Source organism: Psychroserpens mesophilus (genome assembly GCF_050617655.1).
Lineage (GTDB): Bacteria > Bacteroidota > Bacteroidia > Flavobacteriales > Flavobacteriaceae > Psychroserpens > Psychroserpens mesophilus_A.
On sequence record NZ_JBODQC010000530.1, the window covers coordinates 1 to 234 of the forward strand.

A 234-nucleotide genomic window follows, 5' to 3' on the forward strand; every position below is an offset into this window, starting at 1 on the left:
TCGTCAATCTATGGGGATTTGCGCTGTCTACGCCCTTCGGGCTGTATCTGGCGTGGCGCTTCGACTTCGGCAGCGTGGCATGGAGCATCTGGGGTCTGTTGCTGTTCTACGCCCTTGCCGCCTGCGTGTGGACCGTGTGGTTGTGGATGACAGGCTTGCGCAACGTGCCAGCCTCCCAGGCCGGCACCTTTACGGTACTGCTGCCGATCAGCGCTGCCGTGGTCGGTATGTGCG

General features: G+C 62.4%; 1 protein-coding gene. It reads left to right on the forward strand.

What is annotated here, in order from left to right; translation table 11 throughout:
• A partial coding sequence (locus ACRHNM_RS18280) for a hypothetical protein (protein WP_431138045.1) occupies positions 1-234 on the forward strand: 234 nt, incomplete at both ends.